Annotated in this window: 15 protein-coding genes; all 15 read right to left on the reverse strand. The window is 38.3% G+C overall.

What is annotated here, in order from left to right:
* Nucleotides 1–305: 305 nt before the first annotated feature.
* Nucleotides 306–1,520, reverse strand: coding sequence for a cell division protein FtsZ (gene ftsZ / locus IJ535_RS08935; RefSeq protein WP_294301543.1), 1,215 nt, complete (start codon nucleotides 1,518–1,520; stop codon nucleotides 306–308).
* A 140-nt stretch (nucleotides 1,521–1,660) separates the two neighbouring features.
* Nucleotides 1,661–2,422 (reverse strand): cell division protein FtsQ/DivIB, encoded by a 762-nt coding sequence (locus IJ535_RS08940; protein ID WP_294301546.1) that lies wholly within the window; start codon nucleotides 2,420–2,422, stop codon nucleotides 1,661–1,663.
* Nucleotides 2,415–3,572, reverse strand: a complete 1,158-nt coding sequence (locus IJ535_RS08945) for an FtsW/RodA/SpoVE family cell cycle protein (protein WP_294301547.1) — start codon at nucleotides 3,570–3,572, stop codon at nucleotides 2,415–2,417. Before IJ535_RS08945 ends, IJ535_RS08940 begins: the two co-directional genes overlap by 8 nt.
* An 18-nt stretch (nucleotides 3,573–3,590) precedes the next feature.
* On the reverse strand, nucleotides 3,591–4,538 hold the full coding sequence (gene mraY, locus IJ535_RS08950) for a phospho-N-acetylmuramoyl-pentapeptide-transferase (RefSeq protein WP_330619565.1): 948 nt from the start codon (nucleotides 4,536–4,538) through the stop codon (nucleotides 3,591–3,593).
* Between the two features lie 44 nt (nucleotides 4,539–4,582).
* On the reverse strand, nucleotides 4,583–5,866 hold the full coding sequence (locus IJ535_RS08955) for a peptidoglycan D,D-transpeptidase FtsI family protein (RefSeq protein WP_294301549.1): 1,284 nt from the start codon (nucleotides 5,864–5,866) through the stop codon (nucleotides 4,583–4,585).
* A gap of 276 nt (nucleotides 5,867–6,142) precedes the next feature.
* Nucleotides 6,143–6,514, reverse strand: coding sequence for a hypothetical protein (locus IJ535_RS08960; RefSeq protein WP_294301552.1), 372 nt, complete (start codon nucleotides 6,512–6,514; stop codon nucleotides 6,143–6,145).
* Nucleotides 6,515–6,653: 139 nt separating this feature from the next.
* A complete protein-coding gene (locus IJ535_RS08965) occupies nucleotides 6,654–7,142 on the reverse strand; it encodes a hypothetical protein (protein WP_294295705.1) in 489 nt (162 codons plus the stop codon).
* A 70-nt stretch (nucleotides 7,143–7,212) separates the two neighbouring features.
* Complete coding sequence (rsmH, locus tag IJ535_RS08970; protein ID WP_294301554.1) at nucleotides 7,213–8,151, reverse strand: 16S rRNA (cytosine(1402)-N(4))-methyltransferase RsmH; 939 nt, start codon at nucleotides 8,149–8,151, stop codon at nucleotides 7,213–7,215.
* Entirely contained in the window at nucleotides 8,152–8,583 is a 432-nt protein-coding gene (gene mraZ / locus IJ535_RS08975) for a division/cell wall cluster transcriptional repressor MraZ (RefSeq protein ID WP_294295703.1), read from the reverse strand.
* A gap of 240 nt (nucleotides 8,584–8,823) precedes the next feature.
* The gene (lgt, locus tag IJ535_RS08980; protein WP_294295702.1) at nucleotides 8,824–9,693 is read right to left on the reverse strand and encodes a prolipoprotein diacylglyceryl transferase; all 870 of its coding nucleotides are present in this window, start codon (nucleotides 9,691–9,693) and stop codon (nucleotides 8,824–8,826) included.
* A 23-nt stretch (nucleotides 9,694–9,716) separates the two neighbouring features.
* Nucleotides 9,717–10,064: a PilZ domain-containing protein gene (locus tag IJ535_RS08985; protein WP_294301556.1), complete on the reverse strand. Its 348-nt coding sequence runs from the start codon at nucleotides 10,062–10,064 to the stop codon at nucleotides 9,717–9,719.
* Between the two features lie 21 nt (nucleotides 10,065–10,085).
* On the reverse strand, nucleotides 10,086–12,446 hold the full coding sequence (gene pheT, locus IJ535_RS08990) for a phenylalanine--tRNA ligase subunit beta (protein ID WP_294301558.1): 2,361 nt from the start codon (nucleotides 12,444–12,446) through the stop codon (nucleotides 10,086–10,088).
* Nucleotides 12,447–12,461: 15 nt separating this feature from the next.
* Complete coding sequence (gene pheS, locus IJ535_RS08995) at nucleotides 12,462–13,517, reverse strand: phenylalanine--tRNA ligase subunit alpha (protein ID WP_294301561.1); 1,056 nt, start codon at nucleotides 13,515–13,517, stop codon at nucleotides 12,462–12,464.
* 67 nt (nucleotides 13,518–13,584) lie between these two features.
* Nucleotides 13,585–14,616 carry a tRNA preQ1(34) S-adenosylmethionine ribosyltransferase-isomerase QueA gene (gene queA, locus IJ535_RS09000; RefSeq protein ID WP_294301563.1) on the reverse strand — a complete coding sequence of 344 codons (1,032 nt, stop codon included), beginning with the start codon at nucleotides 14,614–14,616 and terminating at the stop codon, nucleotides 13,585–13,587.
* A 63-nt stretch (nucleotides 14,617–14,679) separates the two neighbouring features.
* Nucleotides 14,680–15,555, reverse strand: a complete 876-nt coding sequence (locus tag IJ535_RS09005; RefSeq protein ID WP_294295697.1) for a YihY/virulence factor BrkB family protein — start codon at nucleotides 15,553–15,555, stop codon at nucleotides 14,680–14,682.
* Nucleotides 15,556–15,618 lie beyond the last annotated feature (63 nt).

Consider the following 15,618-nt stretch of genomic DNA (forward strand, 5'->3'; position numbering starts at 1 on the left):
AATAGAACTGGAAAGTCCGGAATATGAACCAATAAACTGGCCTATATTAGCTTGTGAAATTTGTATGTCGAACATAAAAAGCAAAAAGAATATAACCCCTGTTGCAAACAATAAAGCAATAACTGCCAAAGAAATAATTGTACCTTTATCAAGCTTTCTTTTCATAATCAATGACCTCCTGTATGTTTATGAAAAGATAATAACAGGTACGTCTGTACATATATATGTACTATTAAAAGGGGAGCAGGGCGCGATTTAGGGTAACAAAAAAGCACCAAAACTTGGGGCTTTGATTGATAGACTAATTATTTTTTAATTGAGTTCATGAAATCTGGCATCTTAATGTTGAGCTCAGGTATTGAACTTTCTGTAGGTACAGTTGGTGTAACTGGACGCTGTATAGGAGTAGGTGTAACAGGTCTGTTTACAACTGGTGGTGTGTTTGTAACACCTGACTGGCTTGCAGGAGCTGCTGCTCTATTCATGCTGCCAAGAATATCAGCACTAGACTGTCTTGGCTGTGAGCCGTAAACCATGCCTGTTGTGCTACGGAAGCTTCCAGCTGGAGCTGGATCACCAAGTCCTGTAGCAATAACTGTAACAGAAACTTCATCATCCATAGATTCGTCAACAGTGATACCAAGAATGATATTAGCATCTGCACCTGTCATATCCTGTACATAAGATGTAGCTTCGTTAGCATCATTAAGTCCAACATCACCGCAGATATTAACAATAACATCTGTAGCGCCCTGGATGCTTGTCTCAAGAAGTGGAGATGCAACAGCTGCCTTAACAGCCTCAAGAGCCTTCTCATCACCCTTAGCAGAACCGATACCTACGTGTGCTAATCCCTTATCCTTCATAACAGTAGTAACATCAGCGAAGTCAAGGTTAATAAGTGAGTTCTTAGTAATAAGATCTGTTATACCCTGAACAGCCTGGTGAAGTACACCATCTGCCATTCTAAAGCTTTCGCCAATTCCCATGCTCTTGTTGCAGATTTCAACAAGCTTCTGGTTAGGGATAACGATAAGTGTATCAACATTTTCCTTTAATCTTTCTATACCATTGAGAGCGTTGTTCATACGTGGCTTACCCTCAAACTGGAAAGGCTTGGTAACAATACCTACTGTAAGTATACCCTGCTCTTTTGCAATCTTAGCAACTACAGGAGCAGCACCAGTACCTGTACCGCCGCCCATACCGCAAGTAATAAATACCATGTCAGCACCTTTGATTGCTGATGAAATATCCTCTGCGCTTTCTTCAGCAGACTTCTGGCCTACTTCTGGATTAGCTCCAGCGCCCTTTCCGCCTGTAGTTTTTTCACCTATAGCTAAAAGAGTAGGTGCCTTGCATAAATCAAGGGCCTGCTTATCAGTGTTGATTCCGATGAACTCAACTCCCCCAATTCCCTCTTCAACCATACGCTTTACTGCATTGTTGCCAGCTCCGCCGACACCAACAACAATGATTCTGACAGGAGCTCCTGTTTCGTCAGTCGTAATGTTAATCAAAACTATATCCTCCTTTTATTAAACCTCTACGGGAGGTTGCAAAATCTCTAATACCAAATGCATACTCATAAATGTACACTAATAATATTATAGTTTTTCACTATATTTCGCAACCGTTTTTTAACAAAAAATCCATTTTCTTATTCTGAGACCTCATCTTTTTCAAATACAATATCTGTATTTTGATTAGAATAATTTTCAAGATGTAGTGTGCCATATAATCCTTCAATCTGTGGAAGTATCCTAAGCATCCTGTCAATCTTCTCTTCAAGCAAGTAGCTGTTTCCTAAAGCAATGCTATAGGTCTCATATCTTATAGTAATATGACTTTTTTCGTCATAAGAAATAGCATTAGGCATCAACTCATTTTTCCTAAGGATTTTAATTAATGATAGCAGGTAGCCCATTTCGTCATCACCTATTGGCAATGCCTTTCCAATCTCTGGTTCATCAAGGGAAACGCCATCAACCTGCATGTAGCCTCTATCAACAAAGGTTTCGCTTATTTCTGTAATATTGCCATCATAATCAAAATACAGGTACTTGCCATCCTCTGTCATGATATATCCTAAAATAGGCTTTTCATTACAAATAATCGTCAAATGATTAGGTCCCTTTATCGAAACATCAAATGACTCAATAAACTCTGCGTCACCTTTAGGAAAAAGCTTGTTTTTGATAAAAGCATATACTGTATTATGAGAGTAATCATCATCTATAATGTAATTAACTATTTCATCATTTGTATATAAATCAGTTCCTTCAACATCCACCTTTTTCAGAGGACAAAAGAAATAAGCTGCTGCCATAGCAATAAGTGCAAATATGACTATAGCAAGAATCAATTCTATTATTCCAAGGATGAAGCTACCTATGCTTCGTCTTCTACGCCTTCTAGACATCTTCATCCTCCTTGAATTCCATATTCTTTGATACACTAAGCGCAAGACCTAGCTCAGTAAGAAGAATCGCCACTGATGTTCCACCATAGCTAATAAGAGGCAAAGTAACACCAGTATTAGGCATAGAATTAGTAACAACCGCAACATTCAAAATAACTTGAATGGCAATGTGAGCCATAATTCCAATGCAAATATATGAGCCAAACATATCCTTTGCATGATTAGCAATATATAGAAGTCTATACAAAAGCAGAATATACAAAAGGATAACGCAAACTGCTCCAAATACCCCAAGTTCCTCACAAATAATAGAAAAAATCATATCGTTTTGAGCTTCAGGCACTATGTACTTTTGCATACTCTCTCCTAAGCCTTTTCCAAACAATCCTCCACTACCAATTGCATAGAGCCCCTGTAAGGTTTGATAGCCTGTACTGCTAATAAAATCTTCCGGATGTAACCAGGCTTGTATACGCCCAGCCCTATATCCTGCAAGTGGTATTGAAGCCAGTATCAGTAACACTCCTATTCCAATTGCCCCAACAAAATATAAATATTTAGGTGATGCAACAAATACCATAACAAAAGCTATTCCAAGAATTATAATGGCTGTAGACAGATTGTTGTAAGCTACTATACCAAACAAAGGAAAAGCAATTGCAAGTGTTTTTAAGGTCCCTTGAATTGTTCGTTGAGCTTTTGGAAATCTATCTATAACAAAGGCTAAAAGCAAAATAATAGATACTTTTCCTAATTCAGAAGGTTGCATTTGAATTGGGCCAAGCATTAACCATCTAGCCTGACCGTTTACAGTTTTACCTACAAAAATTACTATGAAGCACAGAAATATGGACCCAAGATAAAAAGGAATCGTAAGTGTGGCCCATCTTCTGTAATCAATTTTGGTAGAAAAAAACATACCCAAAAAGCCTAAGCATGCTGCAAATAGCTGTTTCTTTAAATAAGTCGCTGAATTACCGGTTTTTAAGGCTGCAGCGTAAGCCGAAGTACTGTAAAGCATAACCAATCCAAAGGCAAGGATAAATATAACGATAAGTAGTAAGGTATAATCAAAATTAAGCAACTTTTTAAGTTTTTTCCGTCGCCGCGCCTCTTTACGTGCGGCGGCATACTCCTGCTCTCTTACCATATACTCTTCCCCTATCCCTTAGACCAAATAATATGCAAAAACGCATAAGAAAATAGTAACTGTTGTAAACACAGCAACAACCTTTACCTCTGACCAGCCTCCTAATTCAAAATGATGATGAATAGGTGCCATTCTAAAGATACGTTTTCCTCCTGTAAGCTTAAAATAGCCTACCTGAAGAATAACCGATAGAACCTCTGCTAAATAAATAATAGCAACTATGATAATAAAGATTGGCATCTTTAACATATAGGCACAAGATGCTACAAAACCACCAAGGGCAAGGGAGCCTGTATCTCCCATAAAAATCTTAGCTGGGTGAACATTAAACATCAAAAAGCCTAAAAGTGCACCAATCATACCAGCAATCGCTGGAGTAATATCTGAATACAAATGAATTGCAGCTACTCCAAAGAAAGCAGCTATTACAAGTGTAACTGATGTTGCAAGTCCATCTAACCCATCTGTAAAGTTTGCTCCGTTTACTGTACCAAGAACTGCTAAATAAAGAACAACAACAGCAAGCCAGCCTATGTCAACAAACGCTCCTGTAAAAGGAATCCTAAGCTCTAAGGAAATATCTGAAAACTTAACCATATATACTGCAAAGCCAGTTGTTATAGCAATCTGTCCAAGCATCTTCTGCCATGCCTTTAAGCCATCAGAGCTGTGCTTAACAGCCTTAAGGAAATCATCGATAAATCCTATAATTCCAAATCCCAATGTCACAAATAGAACTGGATAAATATGTGGGCAAAATCTGGCATGATAAAAGCCTACAACGGCAAAAGCTATAAGAATCATAATACCGCCCATGGAAGGGGTTCCGTTCTTAGCCTTATGCTCTTTAATATATTCTCTTTCAGTATTTCCCATCTTAAGTCGTCTAAGAACAGGGATACAAATCGGTCCTAAAATAAGAACCAAAACAAAGCTTACTAGCATTGGTAAAAAAATTTCAAACATAATTAGACTCCAATCCTCTTCTATAAATCTCTATATTAAACAAATTATTGACCTGTTGTATCCTCCACTACTTCAGGTGTAGCTGATGGATCTGCTGTTGAATCTGCGCCCTCTGGTGTATCCTCAGAAACACCTTCATCTGGAACAGCCTGGGCTGCCTCTGTAAGAGACTGGGCTGCCTGGGCTTGTTCTTCTTCTGATAGAGAAGATTCAACCCCAAGGTATGGTAAAATCTGCTCAAAAATATTATGACAGATTTCCTGAGCAAAGCTACTGTGGGCCTGATTGTTACCGATTGCACCAACTCCAGGCTCATCTACAATAACATACACTACTACCTGAGGATTATCAACAGGTGCAAATCCTATAAACGAAACTAAATACTTATAGTTACCACGAGGAAGCTTCTCTGCTGTACCTGTCTTACCACCAATCCTGTAGCCTTCAACGCCTGCAGTCTTACCTGTTCCATCAGAAACAACATATTCCAAATAGCTTTTTATTAAATCTCCTGTTTCTTTGGAAATAGTTCTTTTTTGAATAACAGGCTCTATCTCAGAAACTGTATTACCATTTGAATCTGTAATCTTTGTAACTAAATGAGGTTCGTAAAGATAACCTCCATTAATCAATGAACAAAATCCAGTCCCAAGCTGAATCATTGTAGTGTTAAAGTTCTGTCCAAATGAATTTGTTGCAAGGTTAATAGCAGAATTTAAATCATCCTCACTATAGATAAGACTTGCTGTACTAGCCTCACCTGTTAAATCAATTCCTGTTTTTTGGCCAAAACCAAAAATAGATTGATATTCAGAAAAGGTTTCAGGGCCGATTACTCTTGCCATCTGCATTAAAGCATCATTGCAAGAATTAGATAATGCATCTGCAATAGTCTGCATACCATGTCCACCCTTGTTATGGGCAACACATTTTACCAGCTTAGGGTAGCCTGGAATCATTTCACCACCATCGCAGAAATAGGTTTCATCCCCTGTAAGCACACCTGTTTCAAGTCCCATAGCAACAGTAAATGGTTTAAATGTAGAACCTGGCTCATAGGTGTAGGTTGTGCAGAAATTCTGCCATATTTTGTTAAGCTCATCCATCTTTTGTTCCTGATCCATGGCATCTATATCTTCCTGACTGAAGAAAGGTGTCAAATCTCTAGGATTGTTCAAATCAAAATTAGGATACTGAGCCATGGCATAAATCTCGCCATTGTTTGGATTCATAACAAGCACTGCCGTGTGCTTAGAGCCAAAGGTCTCAGGCTCATCTGGATGCTCTGCATTCCAAGTGGCAGCTGTTGCCTCATTCCAATCTGCCACAGCCTTTTCTACTATGCTTTGAATATTAACATCTAATGATAAAACAATATTATTACCGTTTGTTGCATCGATTGTTGTCTGCTCTAAGTTGTTATCCGAATTAAGATAACCATAGGTACGTCCATTAATACCATTTAAAACAGAAGAATATTTATTCTCTAATCCAATAACACCTGTGTTACCACTGCTGGCGTATCCAATAGTAGCTGCCGCAAGGCTTCCGTATGGATATTGTCTGATATATTCTTTTTCAAACCAAATGCCAAATATCTTTCCCTAGTAGCCCTTCTCCTCTTTCTTTTCCTGGAACTTGGCCATCTCTTCATAAGCGACCTTCTTAGCAAGAATATAGTACTGGCTTGAAGCATTGTCTTTCAGCTGAGTTTTGATTGTTTCGGCATCAATCTCTTCAAAGCATTCTGTTACAAGATCAACTGTAGCAGCTATGCTTCCTTCAAACTTCTTCTCATTTCCATTCAATACCTTACAATCCAAAACTACATTGTATACATCTACGCTGGTTGCAAGTACTGTGCCTCTTGCATCAACAATATTGCCTCGTTGAAATGGAATAATGGTACTATCATAATCCTGCTGGGATAATACAATCTTTTCATATTTATCCCCACTAGTACGCTGAATGTACATTACTCGTCCTATCAGAACGACAAAAAGAATACAAACAACTCCAAATACTAGCCAGAGCTTACGTTGCATTCTTTTTAATATTTTTTTATTTGGTTTTAATCTTCGTCTTTTATTACTAGCCATTGTGTGAATCTCTATTCTATGGAATATCCTGGTATTGACTCATGTAGTCCGAACCATCTACACTATAATACACTATTTGGTTGTTAGTTGCATACACCATTCCCAATTCATTTATGGCTTTATCCTTAATTTCTGAAAGATTTGTTGTTGTGGATATTCTGCTTTCTGCCGCCTTATTATCTGCATTTACTGTTGATAGTTCATTCTGTAACTCAGCTATATGATTCATTCTAGTGGTAACATTTGTCTGCAAGCCTACATAACCAACTAACATAAGGCATGTAAGAATAACTGCTACTATCATATAACCTGTTAATAATCTATTTTTTCTAAGGGCTGCCGCACGTCTTCTATCTGTAATCTTTTGACGGCGCATTGCCTCTTCTCTCTTTTCACGTTCACGCTGCTGTCTTGTGGGCAGACTTCTAGCAGGGCTCAGAACAAGTTCTGACTCTTTTCTAACCGCATTACCCTGATTGTAATAATAAGTTCTTACTTCCTGCATTCTCTAACTCCTAAAATCTTGCAATTAAAACTAGCATTAAACTCCCTTTATTCAATACATTAAAACCCGTTTAATTTCCTCTTTCAAAGACTCTAAGCTTAGCACTCTTAGATCTTGAGTTCTCCTCTAGCTCTTTGTCACTAGGCAAAATTGGCTTTCTTGTAATTACCTTGCCCTTTGATTTTTTGCCACAAACACATACTGGAAAATCCTTAGGGCATGTGCATGGGTCTTCGTTTCTCTTAAAAGCAACCTTTGTTATCCTGTCCTCTAAAGAATGGAAGGTGATAATACAAAGCCTTCCACCAGGATTAAGCAAATCCACCATATCATCTATATGGTCTTCTAACACTGTCAATTCCCTGTTAAGCTCTATTCTAAGAGCCTGATATGTTCTCTTAGATGGATGGCCCTGGCCAACCTGAGCTTTTTTTGGAATACTTTCTGCAATTATTTTGTTCAACTGACCAGCTGTAAGAATAGGAGCAAGTTCCCTTTCCTTAACAATATTCTTTACAATCTGCTTAGAAAACTTCTCCTCGCCGTATGTAAACAATACTCTGGTTAAGTCTTCTGGCGAATATGTATTAACAATATCAGCAGCTGTCATATCGCTGTCCTTGTTCATACGCATATCAAGCGGAGCATCATCCACCCTGTAAGTAAAGCCTCTTTCAGCCTCATCAAGCTGGAAGCTGGATACTCCAAGGTCAAGCATAATTCCATCTACCTTTGTAACCCCAAATTCAGATAGCTTTTCTTTCATGAACTCGTAGTTACTGTGGATGGTGGTAACCCTGTCCTTAAATGGTGACAGGCGCTCACCTGCTGCCCTTAAAGCATCAGTATCCTGATCAAATCCATATAAATGGCCAGTAGTCAAGCGGCTTGCGATTTCATAAGAATGTCCGCCGCCACCCAAAGTGCCATCAACATAGATTCCATCTGGCTTTATATTCAAATTATCAATAGTTTCATGTAATAAAACTGAATAATGATTAAACTCCATTTAAATTCCCAATCCTAACTCAGCCATGTGCTCTGCTATTTCATCCATATCATCATAAGTGCCTTCATCCTGCCATCTTTCCTTTGACCAGATTTCTATTCTGTTTAAAACGCCCACAGATACCACTTCCTTATCGATACCTGCATACTCCTTTAGTGTAGATGGAATAAGTACTCTTCCCTGCTTATCCACATCGCACTCTGCAGCTCCTGCAAAGAAAAAACGAGAGAACTTTCTAGCATCCTTAGTGGTCAGTGGTATTTCTCTAAATTTCTCCTCGATTGTCTGCCACTCGCTCATTGGATAAACGAACAAACAACCATCAAGTCCCTTAGTGGCTACGAAATGCTCTCCAAGCTGTTCACGAAACTTAGCTGGCATAATTAGACGGTTCTTGGCATCTATATTGTGACAGTATTCGCCCATGAACATATCAGCATTTCCTCCTTTCCACCACTTTGTGACACTATATAACCACTTTCCTCCACTTTTAACTACATTTTATACTATAAATGCCATCTTCGCAACCCACAAACCGTGAAAAATCAATGTTTTCGCCCATCTTCAAGATGTGGTATAAAGTGGAGGGGATTACTACAAAAAGCACAATATCTGATAAAAAATGGCATAAAAAAAGACATTGGCTAACCAATGTCTTTAAAAAAATACAATTTATTTGTCATTTTGTAATGGATGTCTCTTCAGATAATATAAAAACAAACCACTTCCTACCACGACTGATATTCCAGCTATAATTTGTGAAACGGCCATATTTGTTCCCCACAGCTTAAGCTGGTCAGTACGAACTCCCTCGATCCAAAATCTTCCGGCACCATACACAATTAGATATGTAAAAAATACATATCCATCGAATTTCTTTTTCTTTCTAGTGCAAAGAAGAAAGATGAGTAACCCAAGATTCCACATGGATTCATACAAAAAAGTCGGATGAACAGATATGTAATTTACTCCATTTATTGTTACTAAATTAGTAAGCATTTCAGCAGTAACGTCTGACTGGGAGCGGATAGCATCTATAGGAAGAAGCATGGCAAAGAGCCCATCTGTATACTGACCAAAAACTTCTCTATTAAAGAAATTGCCCCATCTTCCAAATATCTGGCCAATTATTACGCCAAACATAGCTACATCCATAACCCGCAGAAAGTTAAGCTTTTTTATACGGGATAAAACATATATACATGCTATACCAAAAAGAACACCACCGTATATAGCAAGACCCCCCTGCCTAATATTAAGTGCACTGATTGGATTATCCTTATAATAATCCCAGGCAAATATTACATAATAAACACGAGCACCGATAACACCTACTATAATGGTAATAATGCAAATATCAAGGAATTCATCCTCATTAAAGCCAACGCGCTTAGCTTCCTTAAGAATAAAGCTAACGCCAATTAACATCCCGATTGCAATAATTACACCGTAAAAAGCAATGAAAAAGGATCCAATATAGAATCCTTTTCCAACATTATCAAGTGTAATATGCAAATTCGGGAAAATAATACTATTATTCACGATAATTATTCTCCCAGCTTGTTCTACTGTGCATCGTTAAACAGTTGATAAATCTCTATCTTGAGTGCATCAGTATCTGTCATCCCAACGAAAATACATCCGTACTCATGAACTCCATTATCAAGCTCATTAACTCTGACAACCTTAAATACAGTATCAATTGTTTCCTTTGTCCAAATCTGGATTTTAGCATCAAAACATGCTCCAACCTCAAATTTAACATCTGGTACTCTGAAAGCTAAACCTGTCTTAGAGATATTAACTACATCAACCTCCATGTATTTAACAGTGGTGATGTTGTCTTCATCGATTCTTTCGATTTCGACCTTAACATCAATATCAAGTCTTTTGTTTTTTCTCTTTTCTTCCATGCTCATGCCTCCCAAAATTATTTACCCCTTTAGATTGATGCCCTTATTCTTAAGCTTTTCGATTATATCGTCAACAACCTTCTGAACCTCTTCGTGTGTAAGTGTACGCTCATCTGTACCAAAGAGTAATCTTACGGTAATTGACTTGCTAGAGCCGTCAGAATATATATCGGCAACTCCTACATTTTTCAGGATATCTCCTGCTGTTACTTTTATTGTATCATTTATTTCGGAAAATTTCTCTGCTATAAATGATAAATCTACTTCAATTGAAGGATATTTTGATGGCTCATTGTAAGAAATAGGCTGTTGCTTAATATCAGCAAGTGTTTCTACATCGATTTCAGCAAATACTATTGCTGCCTTTTTATCTATCTTCTTAGATACTAAAGGATGTGCCACACCAAGCTTACCAATTACAGTATTATCAATTGATAAACTGAAAAGATTCTTTGGATGCTCATAGGAATGAGTAGCCTCAAGGTTATTATATGTAAGAGACTTATGTCTAACATCCTCGATTGTCTCAGCAATCATATCACGAAGTTCAAAGAAAAGCTGCTCAAGAGACTTTGTCTTTGAGAATAAAGTGATGCAAAGCTTTTTGTGTTCATCGCAAAGGCCATCTTCCTTTGTTCCTTCAACAACTCGACCTACTTCGAAAATACCAAAGTCTGTAGCAAAGCCGGTATTGTAGTTTACCTGGCAAAGCTGTGTAGGAATAATGGAACGACGAAGTGTTTCGATGTTAGGGTTTGTAGAGTTAGCAAGCTTAACATTCTCCTCCACTTCCATTCCAAGCTTCTTATATTCATCTGCATACTGCCATACATAAGAATGAACCTCATGAAGCTTAAATCTCTTAACAAGAATATCCTTGATTCTGTCCTCAACATTCTTGTCCTCTGCCATACGAACAGGGTAAAGAGGTGCATTTGTTGTAGAAAGCTCAAAGTTATCATATCCGTAGATACGTGTAATCTCTTCGATAATATCTGCCTTTAAGCTGATATCCTTAGTAGCACGATAAGATGGAACATCTACATGGAAGTTATCCCCATCCTGAGTGATACCAAAGCCAAGAGATGTAAGTGTATCCACAATATGCTCATTACTAATCTCTATTCCTGTGTACTTATCCACAAAGTTCTTATCAAAATCAAGGGCAATATGCGGATAATGGAATGCATATTCATCTGTAAGAGCTGATACAACCTTAACTCCAGGGTCAATTTCTGTTAAAAGCTTCATGAAACGAGCTATAGCAACTGTTGTCATTTCAGGGTCAAGGCTCTTTTCATAACGAGCAGAAGCATCTGTTCTGTGAGCAAGACGTACTGCGCTCTTTCTGATTGAAGCTGCATTAAATGTAGCTGACTCAAGTGTAAGTGTTGTAGTATCATCTACGATTTCTGAATCAAGACCACCCATAATACCTGCAATGGCAACTGGTGTGTTGTCGTTGCAAATCATAAGTGTATTCTCGTCAATATTACGCTCTACACCATCAAGTGTTGTGAATGTAAATGGCTTATCAAATCTCTTGATACGAATCTTTCCTACCTTACGAGAGTCAAAGGCATGCATTGGCTGACCCATTTCAAGCATAATGTAGTTTGTAAGGTCTGCAAGAAGGTTGATTCCTCTCATGCCACAATAGAAAAGACGAATTCTCATATTCATAGGTGCAACATTCTTTTCAATGTTTTCCACCTTGAGGGAAGAATATCTCTGGCAAAGCTCGTCTTCTATTTTTAAATCAATCTTTTCAAGATTGTCGTACTTACTTAAATCAAGTGTTGGAAGCTCCTTTAAAGGACGCTTTGCAATAGTAGCAAACTCTCTAGCGATACCATAGTGACCCCAAAGGTCAGGACGGTTAGTAAGAGACTTGTTATCTACCTCGAAGATAATGTCATCGATTTCGTATAAGTCCTTAATATCTGTACCATTTGCTACATCCTCTAAAATGTCCATGATACCATCGTTGTTATCAGAAATACCGATTTCCTTTTCTGAACAACACATACCAAATGAATCGTAGCCTGCAAGTGGACGAGGTGCGATTGTAATATCACCAAGCTGAGCCCCCACCTTTGCAAATGCAGTCTTCATTCCAACACGAACGTTAGGTGCGCCGCAAACAACATCTGTAAGCTTGCCATCACCTGCATCCACCTTAAGAAGGTGAAGCTTCTTAGATTCTGGGTGCTCTTCTACTGATTTAATCTCAGCAACTACTACACCAGATAAATCCTCACCTTTATGGAAAATATCATTTTCTACCTCTGCTGTTGCAAGAGAGAACTTACTGATAAGCTCCATCTTGTCTAAACCTTCAAGGTCAACAAAATCAGAGATCCAATTCATTGAAATAAACATGTCCTTTGTCCTCCCTTACTGCTCATCATCAGTGAACTGAGCAAGGCTTGAAAGGTTACCACTGTTCAGATCACGAATGTCTTTTATTCCATATTTCATCATTGCAAGTCTTGTAAGACCAAGGCCAAAAGCAAAACCTGTATACTTATCAGGGTCAATTCCACCTTCCTCAAGTACCTTAGGATGAACCATACCGCATGGGCAAAGCTCAAGCCAACCTGAGTGCTTGCATGATGGGCAGCCCTTGCCACCACAGTTTAGGCAGTTAATATCAAGCTCGAAGCCTGGCTCCACAAATGGGAAAAAGCCTGGACGAAGTCTTACTTTAATATCACGTCTGAATACCTCTGAAAGCATTGTCTTCATGAAGTAAATAAGGTTTGAAATAGAAATATCTTTACCAACCATTACGCCTTCCATCTGGAAGAATGTGTTCTCATGGCAAGCATCTGTTGCCTCATTTCTAAAGCAACGGCCTGGGAAGATAGCCTTGATTGGAGTACCATCTTCTATAAGCTGCTTACGGTATTTCTTGTAGATAGCATTCTGAGCAGCTGTAGTCTGTGACTTAAGAAGCTGTCCATTTTCAAGATAGTATGTATCCTGCATATCACGTGCTGGGTGATACTTAGGAATATTAACTGATTCGAAGCACTCGTAATCAGTAACTACTTCACTATAATCCTCAACTGTAAAGCCCATAGACTTAAAGATTGTCTCGCACTGGCGCTGCACAAGTGTAATAGGATGATAGCTTCCCTGCTCTAAACGCTCTGGAAGAGAGATATCAAATTCAGGAACCTTATCAATCTCCTTCTGTAGCTCAAGTGATGCTATTTCTTCCTTCTTTGCAGCAATCTTTTCAGCAACTGTGTTCTTAAGTACGTTAATCTTCTGGCCAAACTCCTTCTTTTCCTCTGCAGAAAGCTTGCCCATTTCCTTCATTGCAGCTGTAACACTACCTTTTTTACCCAAGTAAGAAACACGGATATTTTCAAGTTCTTCAGAATTCTTGATATTCTGAAGCTCCGCTTCAAACTTGGTGCTCAATTCAGATATTATATCTATCATGGCTTCCTCCCATAAATTAAAATCTCATTAGGTTAAAATTTTATCAGTAAAACTGGCTTAATTCAAGTTATAAATCGGTTATTAGCATGGCATCGCCAAATGAGAAAAACCTGTATTTTTCCCTAACAGCCTCCTCGTATGCTGCTAGCACATGCTCTCTTCCAGCTAGAGCTGAAACAAGCATAATAAGTGTAGACTGAGGCAAATGGAAATTAGTAATCAGCCCATCTATCACCTTAAATTCGTAACCTGGATATATAAAAATCTGAGTCCATCCACTCTTAGGTATAAGAGGCTTACCTGGCTCTGCTGCGGACTCTAGTGTACGAGTACTTGTGGTGCCTACTGAAATAACTCTACCACCATTTGCCTTGGTTTCGTTGATGATATCACAGGCTTCCTGGTTAAGTATGTAGTACTCTGAATGCATGTGATGATCTAAGACCTCTTCTTCCTTAACAGGACGGAAGGTACCAAGACCTACATGAAGAGTAACCTCTGCTATCTTAACTCCCATAGCCCTAATCTCTTCAAGAAGCTCTGGTGTAAAATGAAGACCTGCAGTAGGAGCTGCGGCTGAACCGTCATATTTAGCATAAACTGTCTGGTATCTATTTCTATCCTGAAGCTTATGTGTAATATAAGGTGGAAGTGGCATCTCTCCAAGCTTATCAAGTATTTCTTCGAAAATACCATCATAGCTAAACTCGATAATTCTGTTACCTTCATCTACGATATCTACGATTTTACCTTTAAGAATGCCATCGCCAAAGGATATTTCCATTCCAGGGCGAGCCTTCTTACCAGGCTTTACAAGACATTCCCACTGATTATCACTGATTCTTTTGAGAAGAAGTATCTCTACCTTGCCGCCAGTACCTACCCTGGCTCCGTACAGTCTAGCAGGAATTACTTTTGTATTATTGATAACAAGGCAATCCCCGGCCTTAAGATATTCCTTTATGTCATAGAAATGTTTGTGAATTGTCTCACCTGTTTTCTTATCCAAAACCATAAGTCTTGAATTACTTCTTTTTTCCAGAGGGTCCTGAGCGATGAGTTCTTCAGGAAGCTCATAATCAAAATCTTTTACTAACATATAACTTCTTTCTAAAAAATAAACTAAATCTTTCGCTAATAGCGCCTAGCCTAGTGTAGCACACTAATTATTATCAGTCCACTTTATATGATGTTTCTCTTTCATTCTGTTAATGAAATTGCGCCATGCAAGGCCAAAAGCCTCTTTGAAAAATACATTAGCCTCTGCTGCCATAAGCATAAAATACATGCAAAAATACAGCCAAAACATAAACATCATCATGGTTGCAAACGCCCCATACATTGAGTATGTATTAAGAACCTTAACCCAGATTGCAAAAATCAAACTGAAGATATACCAGCTTGCTGCACATAAAAAACCGCCAGGTAGCTGACTAAAAAAAGTAAGATGCTTGTTAGGCAATACTGTAAACAAAAACGTAAATACGATAACCAAGAATATGAATACAAAAATGCCTCTAAAAAGCGGTCTGATACCGACCACATAAGCCAAAAAGCCATAGTAGTTCTTAGCATAATACTGAAGCTTTTGTGTGAATACAAGCATTAGCATAATCACAACAATTACTGATAACAATACAAGGGTATAAAAGATAGCCTTAAATCGTCTTGCAAACCAGTTTCTAGTCTCTTCAATTTTGTTAACCTGATTAAGGCCAACCATTAAATTCTGAAAAGCCTTACCAGATGCCCATATAGCCATGACTATTGATATTGAAATCATTCCAACTGATGCTTGTGTAACAAGACCAACAACCTTTGCAATATATGGTGAAAATGTATCAGGAAGAACATCATATACAAGCTCATTCATATATTCATTAATAGAAGGCACATAGCCTGCCACCCACACAAGAAGCATCATAACAGGAATAGCTGACATAATCATAAAGTAAGCTGTCTGGGCTGCGTAAGCTCCTATGTTATCTCTACCACATTTATCTAAATATGTTTTTCCATAGCCTAAAAATGTCCACATAACGTTTCTCCTCAATCCCCTAAATATTAGCAAAGAAAAAGCGGCTATGCAACGCATAACCGC

It is taken from the genome of Pseudobutyrivibrio sp., assembly GCF_017471675.1.
Taxonomy (GTDB): Bacteria; Bacillota; Clostridia; order Lachnospirales; family Lachnospiraceae; genus Pseudobutyrivibrio.